We start from the raw sequence: 16,184 nt of genomic DNA on the forward strand, positions 1-16,184 counted from the left end.
CGTTCTCATCCTGATTGACGCTGGATTCTCAGCCTGTTTGTCGCGCGGCACCCAGCCGCATGTCGCTCCCGGCCTCGAACACCAGCGTCGGGTGCAGCGCGTTGCCGATCTGCGCGGCCCGCACCGCGTCCGAGGGCGGCGCGATCAGGCCGGCAAAGTCGTGCAACGCCTTTTGCAGATCGTCCAGCCCGGTCTGCGGCCCAGTCATCACCAGATCAGCCCCCAGCGCCATGTCCATCGCGCCGCGTGTGAAATGCGTGTGCAGCCCCAGCGACAAGGCTCCGGCATTGGGCCGGTCGCGCGGATCGGGCCGGGTCAGACTGGCGGGCGCGATGATCTGCCCGCCCCAGCGCAGTTCCAGCAATTGCCCCGCAACAGCAGGCGCGCGTCCCTGCCATTCGGGCCCCCAAAGCAGGCTGCCCTGCACACCCCCGGTGCGCCATCGGTCGCGCGTATCCCCGAAGGAATCGTTGGTGAACACCGTGGCCCGGCCCAGATACTGCCGCTCTTGCGCAGCACCCGGCCCGGCCGCGATCAGCAGGCAGGCCACACAGAAAACGACGACGCGGAACATCCCGGCCTCTTGGTTGGTTCATCTAAAACCAACCTAGACAGGAGAGGCAGGCACCGACAGCGCGCAGGCCGCGAAGGCCGCGTTTCTGCCCCAAGTGTTGCGCTTCAGACCGACAGATAGGCGTCGCGCACCTCGGGGTTGGCGTTCAGCTCGGCCAAAGTGCCGGTGAACTTCTGGCTGCCGCCCTCGATGATCACCGCCATGTCGGCCACCGCGCGGGCGAAATGCAGGTTCTGTTCCGACAGCAGCACGGTCAGCCCGTCCTGTTTCAACTGGATGATCACCCGCGCCATCTGTTCCACGATCACCGGGGCAATGCCCTCGGACGGTTCATCCAGCAGCACGAAGGACGGGTTGCCCATCAGCGTGCGCGCGATCGTCAGCATCTGCTGCTCGCCGCCCGACAGGGCCTTGCCGCGGTTGTTGCGCCGCTCGGCCAGGTTCGGAAACAGCTCGAACAGCTCCTCGATGGTCCAGGGATGGCTGCCCGGGCGCGGCGGCTGGCGGCCGACCTCGAGGTTCTCCAGAACCGTCAGGTCGGTAAAGATGCGCCGCTCCTCGGGCACGTATCCCAGCCCCAGCTTGGCCACCTTGTGCGTGGGCTGTCCGGTGATGTCATGGCCCTGAAAGGTCACGCTGCCACTGCGCGGGGTGACAAGCTGCATGATGGATTTCATCGTCGTCGTCTTGCCCGCACCATTGCGCCCCAGCAAGGCCACCACCTGCCCGCGCGCCACGGTAAAGCTCAGGTCGTTCAGCACATGGGCTTTGCCGTAGAATGAATTCACCCCGCTCAGTTCAAGCATGTTCACCCTCGTCTTGCGCGTTGAACAGCGTGCCGCCGCCCAGATACACCTCCTGCACGCGCGGATCGTTGCGGATCGCCTCGGCATTGCCATCCGCGATCAGCTCGCCCCGGTTCAGCACCATGATCCGGTGCGCATGGGCAAAGACGACGTCCATGTCATGCTCGGTGAACAGCACGCTGACCCCCTGATCGCGCACGATGTCCGCCGTCAGCTTCATCAGCGCGATGCGTTCGCGCGGGGCCATGCCCGCCGTCGGTTCGTCCATCAGCAGCAGCGTCGGATCATGCGCCAGCGCAATCGCCAGTTCCAGCCGCTTCAGATCGCCATAGGCCAGAACCGCGCAATGCCGCTCGGCCTGCGCCTGCATCCCCACCATCTCCAGCAGGGCCATCGCCCGCTCGCGGTGCATCTTGTGGGCATAGCGCAGGATATTGAACACCTGGCCGTGATGCGACAGCAGCGCCATCTGCACGTTCTCGATCACCGTCATCGAGGCATAGGTGCCGGTGATCTGAAACGTCCGCCCCACACCGCGCCGCCAGATCTGGCGCGGGGTCAGCCCGGTGATCTCGTCTCCCATCAGGTGCACGGTGCCGCGGGTCGGCTTCAACTGCCCCATCAGCATGTTGAAACAGGTGCTTTTGCCTGCCCCGTTCGGGCCGATCAGGGCCAGCAACTCCCCCTTTTGCAGGCTGAACGAGACATCGTTCACCGCCACCAGCCCGCCGAACCGCCGCGTCAGGCCACGGGTTTCCAGAACCACGCTCATGTCTTGTCCTCCGCGCTGCGCAGCAGGCCCAGACGCTCGGCCCATTTGCGCAAGGTGCCCACGATGCCGTCCGGGGCCATGATCACCACCGCGATGATCAGCAGACCCATCGCCAGCCGCCAGTATTCGAACCGCGTCAGCGTGTCCTCGATCCCCTTGAAGGCCGCACCGCCGACGATCCCGCCCGACAGGGTTTTCACCCCGCCCAGAAACACCACGATCAGCGCATCGAAACTGCGCGCGATTTCCAGCTCGTTGGGAAACACGCTGCCCTTCGAGAACACGAACAATCCCCCGGCAAGCCCGGCCATCATGCCCGCAAAGGCAAAGGCCAGCATCTGCACGCGCTTGGTGTGGATGCCCGTCGCCTCGGCCTGCCGCGCGCTGTCACGCGCCGCGCGCAGGGCATAGCCAAAGGGCGCATGCGCCATCTGCCGCAGCATCAGGATTCCGCCCACCGCAAAGACCAGCGTGAAGTAATAGTAGACGGTCGTGCCGCTCAGCCACCGTGCCGGCCAGATGCCCAGCAGGCCATCGTCGCCCCCGGTCACGCTGCCCCACTGGAACACAAGACTCCACAGCAGTTGCGCGAAGGCCAGCGTCAGCATGGCAAAATACACCCCCGTCAGCCGCAGGCAGATCCAGCCGATGAGGACCGCGCCCAGCCCCGCCCCCAGCGGTGCCAGCACAAAGGCCAGCTCCATCGGCGTGTTCGCATGGGTCACCAGCAGGGCCGCAACATAGGCTCCGCCGCCGAAATAGGCCGCATGTCCAAAGCTGACCAGCCCCCCCAAACCCAGCAGGAAATGCAAGGACGCTGCGAACAGACAGAATATAAGGATGTCGGTCGTCAGCACCTGGGTAAAGTTCGATCCGAACAGCGGCAGCGCGGCCAGCGCGGCCACCCCTGCGCCCACCAGCAGCCGCACCTGAAGCCCGGCAGGCTTGATTGGGCGCTCGGGCTCGCCGACCTGGCCATGCTCGCCCGCCACTTCTTCGCGGCCGAACAGGCCATAGGGCCGGATCATCAGCACCAGCACCATGACCACGAACATCAGCACCAGCGTGGATTGCGGCATGTAGGTCACGCCAAAGACGTTGAGCACGGAAATGATGACGGCGGCCAGATAGGCCCCGGGCAACGAACCCATGCCGCCGATCACGACCACCACGAACACGGCGGTCAGGATCGTGAAATCCATCAACAGGTCCGCCCCACCTTTCGGCAGTTGCAGCGCCCCGCCCAGACCGGCCAGACCACAGCCAAGGGCAAAGACGCCGGTGAACAGCCACGCCTGATTGACGCCCAGCGCGCCTACCATCTCGCGGTCCTGCGTGGCGGCGCGCACCAGCGTGCCGACCCGGGTTTTCGTGATCAGATACCACAGGCCCAGCGCGACAAAGGGCGTGATCACCAGCAGCGCGATGTCGTATTTCGGCACCGGCTCGCCCATGATCCGCACCACGCCGCGCAGCCCGGGCGCGCGCGGACCCAGCAGATCTTCGGGGCCCCAGATCATCAGCGCCAGATCCTGCACCACAAGGATGACGCCAAAGGTGGCGACAAGCTGGAACAGCTCGGGCGCACGGTACACCGGCCGCAGCACCAGTATCTCGACCAGCATACCGATCACGCCCACCGCCAGACCGGCCAGCAGGATCGCGCCCCAAAAGCCGACGGCCCCCGGCAGCACCTGCATCAGCGTATAGCCGATATAGGCCCCCAGCATGTAGAAACTGCCATGTGCGAAATTGACGATACGGGTGACGCCAAAGATCAGGCTCAGCCCCGAGGCGACCATGAAAAGCGCCCCCGCATTGGCAAGACCCGTCAATAGCTGAGCGATGAAAAGGCCCATCTATATCCCTGTTCCGGTTGTCTGTGATGAAAGGACCCCGCCGCGCGTTATCAGCACGGGCAGCGGGGCCGTGTCTGGATCAGTTGGCCGGGCGCAGCTTGCGCACTTCCTCGTCCGAGGGCAAGAAGTCCGCCCCATCCTTGTAGGCCCAGTCAACCATCACGCCCTTGCCGTCGCGCACGGTCGTGGTGCCCACATAGGCCCCCATTGTGGACTGGTGGTCGATGGCACGATAGGTGATCTCGCCCATCGGCGTGTCCAGCGTCAGATCCTTGAACGCTTCGCGGATCGCGTCGGTCTCGGTGCTGCCCGCCTTTTCCAGCGCCGCCACGATGGATTGCACCGTCATGTAGCCCACGATGGAGCCCAGACGCGGGTAATCATCCCACCGCTCCTGATAGGCGCTGACAAACTCTCCCGCCGCGCCCTCGTTCAGGTCGTACCAGGGGTAGCCGGTGACGATCCATCCCTCGGGGGCCTCGTCGCCCAGCGGGTCCAGGTATTCCGGCTCGCCCGACAGCAGGCCAAAGACCGTGCGCCCGTCAAACAGGCCCCGGTCGCCGCCCTCGCGCACCAGCTTGGCCAGATCGGGGCCAAAGGTGACGTTGTAGATCGCATCGGGCTTGGCGCGCTCCAGCGCCTGCGCCTCGGCCCCGGCATCGATGTTGAACAGGGCGGGCCACTGCTCGGCCACGAACTCGGCCTCGGGCTTCAGCCGCAGCAGGTTTTCCTTGAACGCCGCCACCGCATCCTTGCCATAGGCATAGTTGGGCGCGATCGTGGCGAATTTCACCGCATCGGTCTTGGCCGCCTCTTCGGCCAGCATCGCCGCCTGCATGTAGGTCGAGCTGCGCAGCCGGAAGGTATAGTCATTGCCCGACGCCCAGACCAGGCTGTCGGCCAGCGGCTCGGACGCCAGGTAGACATAGCCGCGCTGCCCTGCCAGCGACGCGATGGCCAGCCCGACGTTGGACAGGATGGTGCCGGTCAGCATCACCGTGCCGTCGCGCGTCATCAGCTCCTCGGCGATCTTGACCGCCTCGCCCGGTTCGCCCTGATCGTCGCGGAAGATGAACTCCAGCGGGCGGTCCAGCACGCCACCGGCCTCGTTCACCTGCTCCAGCGCCAGTTCGATCCCCATCTTGTAAGGCTCGGCAAAGGCCGCCATGCGCTTGTAATGGTTGATCTCGCCGATCTTGATGGCCTCTTGCGCCACGGCCCCCAGCGGCATCGCCGCCAGGGCGACCGCCCCCAGCATCCCCTTCAGGAAAGTCTTGCGTTTCATTGTCGTTCCTCTCTGTTGGTCCCCTGTGCCGCCGGTCAATCCAGCTGCACGAATGTCGGCCTTTCCGGCTCTCCAAGATATTCGGTCGCTTCCGCCTCGATCAGATCGCGGATGCGCTTGCGATACACGTTCGGTGCCTTGTCGATGGCAATCCGTATCGGCTTGCGCCTTTGCGGCTTCTGCTCTTCCACATGGATGGCTTCCAGCACCTCCTTGTCCTCGTCGAACGCGATCTGGAACATCGCGTCCATCTGCGCGCTGGCCGCATCATCGCCCAGCGCCGTGTTGCGCAGGTGCATCCAGTAATCGATGGTGTAATCCTCGGTCACCGGGGTCACGAAATGCAACGCGAAAATGCGCACCCCGCTGTCACGCGCCTCTTCGGGCAGGTTCAGCCCGGCATCAACGCTGCCAAAGTCGATCACCGCCGTGGACGGCATGTGCAGATAATAGTAATGCCAACGATCCACGTTTCCGGCAAACCCGCCGAATTTCTGGAAGAACCCCACCGGAGGCGCGTTGCGTATCCAGCGCCAGGCCGAGATCACCTCACCGCTGGTGGACACGTGCACCGGCACGTTCTCGGACGCGGCACTGCCCAGCGTTGTAGGATGCACAAAGCTCACATGCGCCGGATCGACAAGGTTTTCCGCCACGTTCAGGTAATGCGCCCGGATGTGCAGCGCCCCGCCGTGATGCGCGTGCCAGGCCGGATCATCGAACTGCTCCAGATGAAAGATTCCTGCCGTGTCCGCCTTGTCCGGGTCGCCCATCCAGATCCAGACGATTCCATACCGCTCCTCGACCACAAAGGCATCGACATAGGCGCTGCGCGGCAGGTTGTCCTGCCCCGGCACCCGAACGCATTCTCCGCTGCAATCAAAGGTCATGCCGTGATAGCCGCATTGCACCGTGTCGCCGATACGCTTGCCCTTGGACAGCGGCAACTGCTTGTGCGGGCAGCGATCTTCCAGCGCCACGACCCGGCCGTCCGAGGCCCGGAACATCACAAGCCCCTGCGCGCAGATCGTCACCGGCTTCAGGGCGTCACCGAAATCGCGCGACCATCCCGCCACGTACCATGCGTTCCTGACAAAGCTCATCGTGACCACTCCTCTGCTGGCGTTTACTCTCGCTCGCACCCTGCGGCACCTTGTCCCGATGAGGCACCATGATATTGTTAGTTGTCAAACAATTTTTGCGCCAATATTGCCAGCAGGGTTGGACCGGCGGTGATAATCGTGAAACACTGGTTTGAAATTAAGCGGCACGAGGGCGATGGACATCGACATCACACAAACCTACCGGCTTGAGGACCAGATCGGGTTCAAGCTGCGGCTTGCCAACCAGAAACATCTCGAGCTGTTCGCCCGCATGATGCCCGAGGTCACGCCGACGCAATTCGCGATTCTGGCGCGGCTGCGCGAAACCGGCCCGATCTCGCAGAACGATCTGGGCCGCCGCGTGGGGCTGGACGCCGCCACCACCAAGGGCGTGATCGACCGGCTGCGCGCCAAGGGGCTGGTGGAAAGCCGCAAAAGCCCCACCGACATGCGGCGGCTGGTGATCTCGCTCAGTGATCAGGGCCACAGCTTTGCCGAAAAAGCCATTGCCACCGCGTCCGAGATTTCGCGCGCCACATCCGCCAACCTGACCCCGCGCGAGCTGGAGCGTCTGCTGGCGCTACTGGACAAGCTGTAGGGCGGCAAGGCCGGTCTAGCGCAACCCGTCCTTGCCCTCGGCCTGATCATGCGTCAGCCCGCCGACGCGCGGCAGCGGCCTGCCACTGTCTGTGACGGCCACGGCCACCAGGATCTCGTCGGCGCGCGGCGCGTCGTTCATGCGCACCTCGACCCCGTCGAAATGCGACCGGACATAGGCCGCATCCTTGTGCCCCAGCGGCACGTCCAGATCCTGCCCCGGCCCGCCCATTTTCTTGGACGACGGCACCAGCGCGGCCCCTTTGTCCACCGCCTTGCGCAACGGCGCCCCCAGCTTGGGGTGCAGGATGGCGGCGGCATGTTCCAACTCGCCCGCCTCGCCCACCATCGCGGCCTTGCCATAGCTTTGCGCATCTTCCGGCGCGATGCCCAGAGCCGCAACCGCGCGCGCGCCCAGCAACCCGCCCAGTTGGGCACCGATCTCCATCAACTCCGACAGATCCTCGTGATACACGCCCGCGAACGGGTTGCGGATCACCGCCACGGCCACCGCCTTGCGAGTGGGCGGGTCGATCCTGCGGCCGATCTCGGAATGGGTCTCCTCGACCCAGACAGCCAGCTTGCGAATATCTGCGCTCATCTCAGACCGTCCTCTCCGGTGATGTCCTCGGCGGCCAACCCGCCCGCCCGGTCATGCACGCGCGGCCCGGTGGTCATCACCAGCACCACCGCCATTTCATTCGCGCGCGGCGCGTCGTTGATCCCCACCTCGATGGAATCGAAATGCGACCGGACATAGGACGCATCCACATGCGTCACCGGCACATCCAGCCGCGTGCCCGCCGCACCCACCTTTTTCGTGGAGGGCACGATGGCCTTGGCCCCGCCCAGCACCTCGCGCATGGCATAGCCGCCGGGCGCGTGCCACAGCGCGCCATGCTCGATCTCGCCTCCGGCTCCGATGATGGCCCCCTTGCCATAGCCGCGCACGGCCCCCGCATCGCCGCCCAGCGTCTCGACCAGCCTCTGCGCCATCATCACGCCCAGCGGCTTGAGGTCCTCCATGAAGGGCTGGATATCCTCGTGATACGCCCCGGCATAGGGGTTCGCGATCACCGCCATGATGCTGGCCCGGCGCAGCGGCACATTGGCGCGCGGCCCGCCCTCGTGGTGGATCTCCTCGACCGCGGTGATGATCTTGCGGATATTGACCTCTGGCATCTTGCGCAGCTCCTTCAGTTGACCGTTCTGGAATAGCCCACAGCGGCAGGCCGTCCGGCATGGGCGATATCGACGGCGCCGGACTGTGGCGCGTCATGGCAGACAAGCCGCACCTGACGCCGCAGCATCAGCGACGCCCCCTCGATCAGCCCACGCTTGCGCATCGCCTGCGCGCGCGCAAGACCCGCCTCCAGCGCACGCGTCACCTCGTCCTCGCGCAGCGTGCCAACGCCGACCGTTACCAGACGGTCGCCCAGATCGCTGTCAGGCTGAACCTCGCACGCAGGCTGCCGCCGGATCGCCGGATTCCCCGGCAGGTCCACCGCATTGGCGATCAGCGTGGCGGCCACATCCGCCGCCGCCGCACTGCGCGCCAGAACCGTCACGCTGTCGGCAATCCCGAGGCTCAGGCTGCGCCCGCCCGCCCCGCTGGTGGCGACACCGCGCACCGGGCTGTCGGCGTCGATCGCCACCCGGCCCAGCGCCGTGCCGTCCAGCCCGCCAAGACCGACGGTGAACCGCGCACTGCCCAGCAGATGCAGCGCGATGTCGCCGCCGTTGTTCACATAGGCGCGGGTCAGCGGCGCGGCATCAACCATCGCGGCCAGCACCTCGTCGGCGACCGATCCGGCCACGGCGGCCATCGGCGTCACCACGTCGTCATACGCATGGGGTGTGCATGCCTTGTGCATGCGTCGTGCAACGGCGTTTTGCGGCCTTTGGCCCACCGGCTGCCGCAGCAGGGGCAGTTCGGCCACCAGCTCGTCCAGCACGGTTTCGAACCGCGCCGTGGCCGCCATGAACGCGCCTGCCCGGTCGCCATCCGCCCCGATGATCAGGTCGATGGGGCCATGTTGCAGGTGCAACCGCTGCCCCGGCAACAGCGCCGCAACAGGCCCGCTCATGTGTCCTCCTTGCGCGCATGGCTCCAGCGGTGGCGCTGGCGATCATGCGGCCCCGGCCCGCCTTGCGGCAGCACCTTGCGGATGTCGGGGTTCAGCACGGTATCGACCGGGCGCACATGGTCCACGTGCCCGCCAAGGGCCGCGTAATCCTGCGCCCGCAGGGTGAACTCGATGGGCGCGACCAGCGCAGGCGTGGGGACGTAACCGAATGAATTTGTAGGCATATCCAGAACATCCGCCATGAATGTGATGCCGCCCCCGGGCCAGACATAGGCCTCGGCCCCGCCGCAGGACACATAGGTCAGCGCATCCTTGACCGACCGGGTCAGCCGCACCGGATTCTCGGTCACGCCTGCGCGCAGACTGCCGCCCGCGCCGCCCATGAACAGTACCGAACACAGAGAGGGTTCACAGTTCTCCGCGATCCTTTCGCAGGTCTGCAACAGCGGCGGCGTGATCTCGGCGGGCTGCGGCTGCAAGTCGTCATCCAGCGTGAAATAGGCCCATTGCTCGCCCGTGGTGGATACCATCAGCAGCCGCAAACCGGGCCACGCCAGCTTGGCATCCGCCGGGCGCAGGATCGTCAGCGGATCGTCTACATCCGTACCGCCCCATCCCGTCCCCGGCTCCGCCACCTGAAAATACCGCCCCGGGGTCGAGCGTCGCCCGTTGATCCTAATCCCGGACGGCCGCATGCCCAACTGCTTGCCCGCCTCGTGTTCGGTCAGCACGCCGGTGATGTGATCATCGACCACGATCACCTCGTCCACATGCCCTTCCCACTGTTTGGCGAACATCCCGATGGTGGCTGAACCACAGCCGACCCGCATCAGTTTCTCCGGCACACCGTTGATAACGGGCGGTTTTCCCGCCTCGACCACCAGCGTCACGCCGCCGTCGATCTGCATTTCCACAGGCTCGCGGTTGCACAATCGCAACAGCGCGTCGCAGGTCACGCGGCCTTCCTTCTTGGAGCCGCCGGTCAGATGCTCGACCCCGCCCAGCGACAGCATTTTTGATCCGTATTCGGATGTCATCACATGGCCGATCGCCTCGCCCTCCACGCGCACTACTGCGCGTTCGTGGCCGATATGGCGGTCGGTGTCGATCTTCACCTTGACGCCGCAATAGCTGAAAATACCCTCGGTCACGACGGTGACCATGTCCACGCCTTCGACCTGCTGGGACACGATGAAGGGCGCAGGCTTGTAATCAGGATAGGTGGTGCCCGCCCCCACGGCGGTCACGAAGGGGCGGTCGCCGCCGATCACGTCACCATCCCAATCCTGCGCCTGCGCGTCGGTGTGGAGAAACGCCACCGCCTGAGCGCCGGACTGGATCACCGTCAGCGGGTCCAGCCGCACCAGCTCACCGCCGTGATTGGCATAGCGGTCGCAGGCCCCGGCCTTGCCATCGGCGATGTAGCACATCACCGGGCACGCATCGCAGCGGATCTTTTCGGGCTGGGTGCGGGGGGAATCGTCAGGCATGACGGCCTCCTGTAGGTAAAAGCACGGGCGCGGACCGGGCTGGCAGCGAATCACGCATGGCCCGCCTCCCTCAGCGCCGCGCGCAGGCGCGATGGCGTGACGGGCACTTGCCGCAGCCGCGCGCCGGTGGCACGGGAGATTGCGTTCAGGATCGCGGGCGCGGTAGGGATCAGCGCGTGTTCGCCCAGCCCCTTGGCCCCGTAAGGGCCATGGGCATCGGGTTCCTCGATGATCAGCGTCTCGATGGGCGGCACATCGCCAAAGGTGGGGATCAGGTAATCGTGCAGGTTCTCGGTGCGGCCGGGGATGTATTCCTCCATAAGCGCAAGGCCCAGCCCCTGTGCCACGCCGCCCTGCACCTGACCTTCGACCAGCAGCGGGTTGATCGCGCGGCCCACGTCATGCGCGGCCACGATGCGGAGCACGCGGGTGGTGCCAAGGGCGACATCGACCTCGACCATCGCCAGATGCGCGGCATAGCCGAATTGCGCATAGGGCACGCCCTGCCCGTTTTCATCCAGCGGTTCCGTGGGCGGATCATAGCTTTCGGCCACCCGCAGGACAAAGCCCTCGGCATCCGCCGCCATCTGATCCAGCCGCAAAGGATGATCCGCGCCGCCGTCGCTGACCCGCGCCTGCGGACCGACATGCAGCACGGCATCACCCGGCGCATTGACCAGCGCCAGCACCTGCGCGCGCAACGCCTCGCCCGCCAGCCGTGCCGCATTGCCGGTGATGAAGGTCTGCCGGCTGGCCGAGGTCTTGCCCGCGTCCGGCGTCACGTCGGTATCCCCGCCGACGATCTGGACCAAGGCCGGATCAACCCCCAGCGCCTGCGCGAAAATCTGGGTGATGACGGTGTTCGACCCCTGCCCGATATCCGCCGCGCCCTGATGCAGCACCACGGTGCCATCGGCGCGCAAACCGGCCTTGATCGTTGACGGGTTGGGCATCGAGGTGTTGCCGCAGCCATACCAGCCACCGCTGAGGCCCACACCGCGTTTGATCCGGCCGTTCTCCGCGTTGAACGCAGCACACTCGGCGCCCAGTTTTTCCCACGCCGGGCGCAGTGCCTCAAGGCAAGCCCTGATGCCGACACCCTGTTCGAACACCTGCCCGCAGACCGTGGGCACGCCGTTTTCCAGCGCGTTCTTCAGCCGAAAGTCCAGCGCATCCATGCCCAGCTTGTCCGCCAGTTCATCCAGCAGCAATTCCAGCGCGATGGACGCCTGCGGCACGCCAAAGCCGCGAAATGCGCCAGCGGGTGGGCCATTGGTGTAGACGCCCCGCGCACGGGCCAGGTAATCGGCCACGCGGTAGGGGCCAGAAGCATGGATCGGCACGCGGTTGGCCACGGTCGGCCCCCAACTGGCATAGGCGCCGGTGTTGAACAGCCCCTCGAACCGCATCCCCGACAGGGTGCCATCGGCCATGGCGCCCACGCGCAACGAAATCTGCGACGGGTGGCGCTTGGTGGTGGCCTGCATCGATTCACTGCGCGAATAGGTCATGCGCACCGGCACGCCCAGCCGCAGCGCCGCCAGCCCCAGGAACGGCTGCACCGAGACATCCAGCTTGGCCCCGAACCCGCCGCCGGTGGCAGTGGGCACGATGCGGATCTTGTCCGCAGGCAGAGCCAGCGCCCCCACCAGCATGTCACGATCCATCACCGGGGCCTGCGTGCAGGCATGCACGTGCAGGCGACCATCGACCATCTGCGCAAACCCCGCCTCGGGCTCGATATAGGCGTGTTCGACAAAGGCGGTGGTGAAATTGCCCGTCACCACATGATCGGCACGGTCCAGCGCCGTGTCCGCCTGACCGTGCTTCACGAAACCGCCGGTCATGACGTTCTGCGCATGGCCCACGTGCAATTCAGGCGCGCCGTCTGCCATCGCGTCATCGACGGTCAGAACGTCGGGCAATTCCTGCCACGTGACAGGAAAACTGGCCTGATCGAATTGCGCCATGCGGTCCGCCGGACCGACCACCGCGGCCACGGCCTCACCCCGGTGGCGGACAGGGCCATCTGCCAGCACCGGCTGGTCCTCGAACCCCGGGATCACGCCATAGGAGTTGCGGCCCGGCACATCCGCTGCCGTCAGCACCAGCGCGACCCAAGGGTTTTCCGCGCGGAACGCATCCAGATCGCCAAGCGTGAACCGCGCGTGATGATGGGGCGAGCGGATGGCCCGCAGCACCAGCGCGCCTGCCGGGGCCACGTCGTCGCCGAACGCCTCGCGCCCGTCGATCTTGGCCGCGCCGTCCAGCCGCATCAGGGGCGTGCCGACAGCCCCGCTGAAAGGGGCGGGCGCCGGGGATCCGGCACCTGCGGAAACCACAGCATCCACGATCTTGCGATAACCGGTGCAGCGGCACAGAACACCGCTCAGCGCATCCTCGACCGTGGCCGCATCGGGCCGGGCCACATCGCGCAGCAGCGCCACGGCGCTGACCATCATGCCCGGCGTGCAGATCCCGCATTGCGCGGCCTGATGGGCCTGAAACGCCTGCGCCAGCCGCGTTCCCTGTTCGCTGCGCACCAACCCTGTCACGGTCTCCACCTGCGCCCCGTCAGCCCGCGCCACCGGCATCAGACAGGCGCAGACCGGCGCGCCATCCACCAGCACGGTGCAGGCCCCGCAATCGCCCGCGTTGCAGCCGATCTTGACATCGCGGGCGCCCAGACGCTCGCGCAGCGCATGCGAAAGGCGCTCACCCGGGTCGGCATCAACCGACACGGGCTGGCCGTTCAGGGTAAATCCGGTGCGGGTGATCGCCGTTGCCTTGTCCATCATGCCCCCTTTGCCGCCTGTTGCACCGCGCGGGCCACCAGTTCGGCCACCACGTCCAGCCGATACTCAGCGCTGCCGCGCACATCCGTGATGGGCGACAGCCCCTCCAGATGCGCGGGCGTCACGATCCGCATCAGATCATCCGGGTATGCCCCGATCAATGCCTGTTCAAGCACGGGCAACCGCCCCGCCACCGGTGAGCAGGCCCCCACGGCGACACGCGCTTCGGCCACGCGACCGGCGTCCACTCGCACCAGCGCGGCCACCATGGCGATAGAGATCACAAGGTACTTTCGCGCACCCAGCTTTTGAAACGACGCGCCCGCGCCCGACGGATCGGGGATATGGACGCTGCGCAGCAGCTCGTCCTGGCCTAGTTCGGTCTGCCGCACGCCGGTGATGAATTGCGCCAGCGGCATATGTCGGATGCCATCCGGCCCGATCACATCGACCTCGGCATCCAGCGTCAACAGCGGCGGGATGCCATCGGCGGCGGGCGAGGCGTTGCATATGTTGCCACCCACCGTGCCCGCGTTCTGGATCTGGATCGAGCCGACCATGCGCGCGGCCTGTTTCAGCCCGTCGAAGGCGGGTGGCAGATCGGCGCGGGCAACATCGCTCCAGGTCGCCGCCGCACCGATGCGCCATCCGGTATCGGTGCGGTCGATCCCGCGAAACCCGGGCAGGCGCGTCACGTCCAGCACGTTCTGCGGCACCGGCCCGTCGCCGCGCGCCGGATACCAGTCGGTTCCCCCCGCGATCACCGAGGCCCCGGCTGCCAGTGCGGCAAGGCCATCCTCGATCCTGTCAGGCCGGTGAAAGCCCATGCGCGTCCCCTTTTGACACAACGGTGAATATTGTTTGCACACGAACAAGAAAGCGCGAGAGCAGGGATTCTGTCAAACGGTTTCGCACCTGGCCCGCTGCCGCAAGCCGCATCTTGATCGCTTTGCCGTTTCTGTTAGCGTTCAAACAAAACCAGTCAGGGGAACACCGGCCATGTCAGACACGCCGCAGAAACTTGTCATCCGCAATATCGGCCTGATGCTGTCGGGCAAGCTCGAAGAGCCCATTCTGGACGCCGATTGCCTGATTGCCATCGACGGCAGGATCACCGAGTGGGGCCGCGAAAAGGACATGGACACCGAGGGCGCCACCACGCTGATCGACGCGAACGGCACCACCCTGGCCCCCGGCCTGATCGACAGCCACGTGCACCCGGTGGTGGGCGATTACACCCCGCGCCAGCAGCAGCTGCACTGGATCGACAGCACCCTGCACGGCGGCGTGACCACGATGATCTCGGCGGGCGAGGTGCATATGCCGGGCCGTCCCAACGATCCCGTGGGCACCAAGGCCATGGCGATCGCGGCGCAGCGTTGGTACGAAAACCTGCGCCCCTCGGGGATGAAGGTGCATGCCGGGGCGCCCCTGCTGCAACAGGGGTTGGAGGAAGAGGATTTCAGGGAAATGGCCGCCGCCGGCGTGCGTCTGATCGGCGAGGTCGGGCTTGGCACCGTCAAGGACGGCAAGACCGCCAACAAGATGATCGGCTGGGCGCGCAAGTACGGGATGCAAAGCACGATCCACACCGGCGGGCCGTCGATCCCCGGCTCGGGTCTGATCGATGCCGACATGGTGCTGGAAACCGGCACCGATGTGGTGGGCCATATCAACGGCGGGCACTCGGCCCTGCCCGACGATCAGATCGTGTGCATCTGCGAAAACTGCGCCGCCGCGCTGGAGATCGTGCACAACGGCAACGAACGGGCCGCGCTGCTGACGCTGAACACCGCGCGCGAGCTGAACAAGCTGGATCAGTTGATCCTTGGCACCGATGGTCCGGCCGGGTCGGGCGTGCAGCCCCTGGGCATCCTGCGCATGGTGGCGATGCTGTCGGCACTGGGGAACGTGCCCGCGGAAATCGCCTTTTGCTTTGCCAATGGCAACACCGCGCGTCGGCGCGAACTGGATTGCGGGCTGATCGAGGTCGGTCGCGCAGCCGATTTCGTGCTGATGGATCAGGCCCAGCACGCGCCGGGCAAGCACATGCTCGAATCAGTGCAACTGGGAAATCTGCCCGGCGTCGGGATGATCATTATCGACGGGGTCGTGCGATCCGAACGCAGCCGCAACACGCCGCCCGCCACGCGCCTGCCGCAGGTCGTGGGCTGAAACCGGCGCAAATCGCGTCGATTGCCGCAGCGCAGCGCGATAGGGTTGGACCTGACCGGCCGGGATGGGTAACCCTTGGCCGCACGAGTATCATTGCGGGGCTGACATGGCCGGAACGACACGCCTCAGGGTTCAGGACTGGCTTGACGCCGGGATGACAGCACTGGCCGCGCACGGGCCGGATGCGCTCAAGGCCGAGCCTTTGGCGCGCGCGCTTGGCACCACCAAGGGGTCGTTCTACTGGCATTTTGCCGATGTCCCTGCCTTTCACGCGGCCCTGATCGCGGAATGGTCGGCACAGGCCAATACCGCGCTGTTCGATGTGGCCGAACAGGCCGAGACCCACACCCGCGCCCTGCGCCGCATGGCCCAGCAGATCGCCGCCCCGGCACCTGACGATCCCCACGCCGCCGTCGAACCCGCAATGCGGGCCTGGGCTGCCGCCCATGACGGCGCGCGTAAGGCGGTGGCGCAGGTCGATGCCGCGCGGCTGACCGTGATCACCGCCCTGCTGGAGCGTGTCGGCGTGTCCAACCCCGAGATTGCCCGCGTGATCCTTGCTGCCGCCATCGGCCTGCCCCGCAATCCGCCGGGCGACCCGATGGGCACGCTGGTCGATCTGGTTCTGGCGCTGCGCTGAC

The 16,184-nt window shown here is 66.2% G+C and carries 15 protein-coding genes; 3 read left to right on the forward strand and 12 right to left on the reverse strand.

From position 1 onward, the window contains the following. Nucleotides 1–28 precede the first annotated feature (28 nt). The 6 genes from ACFTOW_RS18130 to ACFTOW_RS18155 all read right to left on the reverse strand — a co-directional run bounded on the left by ACFTOW_RS18130 (nucleotide 29) and on the right by ACFTOW_RS18155 (nucleotide 6,399). The gene (locus tag ACFTOW_RS18130) at nucleotides 29–574 is read right to left on the reverse strand and encodes a lipid A-modifier LpxR family protein (RefSeq protein ID WP_379918356.1); all 546 of its coding nucleotides are present in this window, start codon (nucleotides 572–574) and stop codon (nucleotides 29–31) included. Nucleotides 575–678: 104 nt separating this feature from the next. Continuing rightward, nucleotides 679–1,380: an ABC transporter ATP-binding protein gene (locus ACFTOW_RS18135; protein WP_379918358.1), complete on the reverse strand. Its 702-nt coding sequence runs from the start codon at nucleotides 1,378–1,380 to the stop codon at nucleotides 679–681. Next, complete coding sequence (locus ACFTOW_RS18140; RefSeq protein WP_379918360.1) at nucleotides 1,373–2,152, reverse strand: ABC transporter ATP-binding protein; 780 nt, start codon at nucleotides 2,150–2,152, stop codon at nucleotides 1,373–1,375. The genes ACFTOW_RS18135 and ACFTOW_RS18140 overlap by 8 nt, the downstream gene beginning before the upstream one ends. Beyond that, nucleotides 2,149–4,011, reverse strand: a complete 1,863-nt coding sequence (locus ACFTOW_RS18145; protein ID WP_379918362.1) for an ABC transporter permease — start codon at nucleotides 4,009–4,011, stop codon at nucleotides 2,149–2,151. The genes ACFTOW_RS18140 and ACFTOW_RS18145 overlap by 4 nt, the downstream gene beginning before the upstream one ends. Nucleotides 4,012–4,090: 79 nt before the next feature. After that, entirely contained in the window at nucleotides 4,091–5,296 is a 1,206-nt protein-coding gene (locus ACFTOW_RS18150) for an ABC transporter substrate-binding protein (RefSeq protein ID WP_379918364.1), read from the reverse strand. Nucleotides 5,297–5,331: 35 nt separating this feature from the next. Then, nucleotides 5,332–6,399, reverse strand: coding sequence for an aromatic ring-hydroxylating dioxygenase subunit alpha (locus tag ACFTOW_RS18155; RefSeq protein ID WP_379918366.1), 1,068 nt, complete (start codon nucleotides 6,397–6,399; stop codon nucleotides 5,332–5,334). 175 nt (nucleotides 6,400–6,574) lie between these two features. Between ACFTOW_RS18155 and ACFTOW_RS18160 the strand changes: the two genes are divergently transcribed. After that, complete coding sequence (locus ACFTOW_RS18160) at nucleotides 6,575–6,997, forward strand: MarR family winged helix-turn-helix transcriptional regulator (RefSeq protein WP_379918368.1); 423 nt, start codon at nucleotides 6,575–6,577, stop codon at nucleotides 6,995–6,997. 15 nt (nucleotides 6,998–7,012) lie between these two features. On the opposite strand, the gene ACFTOW_RS18165 is transcribed toward ACFTOW_RS18160, so the two are convergent. From ACFTOW_RS18165 to ACFTOW_RS18190, 6 genes are read right to left on the reverse strand one after another with little or no spacing between them, the layout of a single operon-like run. After that, nucleotides 7,013–7,597: an amino acid synthesis family protein gene (locus tag ACFTOW_RS18165; protein WP_379918370.1), complete on the reverse strand. Its 585-nt coding sequence runs from the start codon at nucleotides 7,595–7,597 to the stop codon at nucleotides 7,013–7,015. Continuing rightward, nucleotides 7,594–8,178: an amino acid synthesis family protein gene (locus ACFTOW_RS18170; protein WP_379918372.1), complete on the reverse strand. Its 585-nt coding sequence runs from the start codon at nucleotides 8,176–8,178 to the stop codon at nucleotides 7,594–7,596. Before ACFTOW_RS18170 ends, ACFTOW_RS18165 begins: the two co-directional genes overlap by 4 nt. A gap of 14 nt (nucleotides 8,179–8,192) precedes the next feature. Continuing rightward, nucleotides 8,193–9,083, reverse strand: a complete 891-nt coding sequence (locus ACFTOW_RS18175; RefSeq protein ID WP_379918374.1) for a UPF0280 family protein — start codon at nucleotides 9,081–9,083, stop codon at nucleotides 8,193–8,195. Continuing rightward, the gene (locus ACFTOW_RS18180; RefSeq protein WP_379918376.1) at nucleotides 9,080–10,573 is read right to left on the reverse strand and encodes a 6-hydroxynicotinate reductase; all 1,494 of its coding nucleotides are present in this window, start codon (nucleotides 10,571–10,573) and stop codon (nucleotides 9,080–9,082) included. Before ACFTOW_RS18180 ends, ACFTOW_RS18175 begins: the two co-directional genes overlap by 4 nt. A gap of 50 nt (nucleotides 10,574–10,623) precedes the next feature. Continuing rightward, nucleotides 10,624–13,368, reverse strand: a complete 2,745-nt coding sequence (locus ACFTOW_RS18185) for a molybdopterin-dependent oxidoreductase (protein WP_379918378.1) — start codon at nucleotides 13,366–13,368, stop codon at nucleotides 10,624–10,626. Further along, entirely contained in the window at nucleotides 13,368–14,195 is an 828-nt protein-coding gene (locus tag ACFTOW_RS18190; RefSeq protein ID WP_379918380.1) for an FAD binding domain-containing protein, read from the reverse strand. Before ACFTOW_RS18190 ends, ACFTOW_RS18185 begins: the two co-directional genes overlap by 1 nt. A gap of 172 nt (nucleotides 14,196–14,367) precedes the next feature. Between ACFTOW_RS18190 and ACFTOW_RS18195 the strand changes: the two genes are divergently transcribed. Continuing rightward, nucleotides 14,368–15,543, forward strand: coding sequence for an amidohydrolase family protein (locus tag ACFTOW_RS18195; protein WP_379918382.1), 1,176 nt, complete (start codon nucleotides 14,368–14,370; stop codon nucleotides 15,541–15,543). Between the two features lie 106 nt (nucleotides 15,544–15,649). Further along, entirely contained in the window at nucleotides 15,650–16,183 is a 534-nt protein-coding gene (locus tag ACFTOW_RS18200) for a TetR/AcrR family transcriptional regulator (protein ID WP_379918384.1), read from the forward strand. The last annotated feature ends 1 nt before the right edge of the window (nucleotide 16,184 follow it).

This window comes from Lacimonas salitolerans, from assembly GCF_042677865.1.
Taxonomy (GTDB): Bacteria; Pseudomonadota; Alphaproteobacteria; order Rhodobacterales; family Rhodobacteraceae; genus Lutimaribacter; species Lutimaribacter salitolerans.